General features: G+C 67.9%; 2 protein-coding genes. Both read right to left on the minus strand.

Translation table 11 applies throughout. The annotated features are described in order from the left end of the window. The gene (locus ACIF8T_RS40525) at positions 1 to 549 is read right to left on the minus strand and encodes a transposase (RefSeq protein WP_400042508.1); all 549 of its coding nucleotides are present in this window, start codon (positions 547 to 549) and stop codon (positions 1 to 3) included. After that, on the minus strand, positions 546 to 1,013 hold a 468-nt coding region (locus ACIF8T_RS40530), incomplete at its 5' end, for a winged helix-turn-helix domain-containing protein (RefSeq protein ID WP_400042506.1). The genes ACIF8T_RS40525 and ACIF8T_RS40530, both read right to left, overlap by 4 nt.

Genomic DNA, 1,013 nt, shown 5'->3' on the forward strand with positions numbered 1-1,013 from the left:
TTACTGACGTTGTCGCCGTGATGTCGTCAAGGTGAGGCCGGTTTCGGCGAGGCATCCGTTGATGAGGTTGCTGCGGTACTGGATCTGGCGGAGACCTCGTCGGAGCGTGCTGATGAGGTGGTCGGGGTCGGTGAAGGCGGTGTTGGTCTGGCTGCTGCGCCGCAGCAGGGACCAGATGCCCTCGACGGGGTTGAGGTCCGGCGCGTAGGCCGGCAGGAAGTAGCAGGTGATCCAGTCGTGGGTGTCGATGAACTCCCGCAGCCGGCGGTCCTTGTGGACGTTGAGGTTGTCCCACACGAGCACCATGGGTGCGCCGAGCTGCTGGTGCGCGGTGATGAGCAGGTCGCGGTAGTCGGTCCAGGTGAAACTGCGTCTGCCGCCGCGCTTGTGATCGAGATGCCGTTTGGGCCGGTAGATCAGCCGTGAGCGTTCACCGTGCTTGTAGCAGGCCAGCGCGGCGATGGAGAAGCGGCGCTGGGAGCGTCCCCTCACCCGGATGAGGGGTGTGCGTCCGCGTCGGGCCCAGGTCCGTGCGGTGGGCGGCGTCATCGAGAAGCCGGCTTCGTCTTCGAAGCACAGCCAGGCGTCGAGCGCCGCCACGAACATTCCACCTGCGACCAGGTCTCCTTCACCCAGCCCGCCACGGCCTGCTCGTCGCGCTCGATGGCTCGGCGGGCCGGGACCTGGTGGCTGAAGCCGTGCCGGTGCAGCATCCGCGCGATCGTCGACAGCGTCATGCTCTTGTGGAACCGGCGCCCGATCAGCGTCTTGATCCGCGCCAGCGTCCACGTCTGGTCCGGCCAGCCGTGCGCGACCGGCCCTTTGGCGAGCTCCTGCTCGAGCACGGTGAACAGGGCCTCACTCAGCTTGGGCCGTGACACGGGCCCGGCAGACCGTAGCCCCTCGGCGCCGGCGTCGTGCCAGGTCCGGCGCCAGCGCTGCACCGAGCGCACACTCACCCGTAAGTCCTTGGCGACCTCGGCGTTGGAGGCACCCACAGCGAATAGCTCCGC

Source organism: Streptomyces sp. NPDC085946 (assembly GCF_044540485.1).
Taxonomy (GTDB): domain Bacteria; phylum Actinomycetota; class Actinomycetes; order Streptomycetales; family Streptomycetaceae; genus Streptomyces.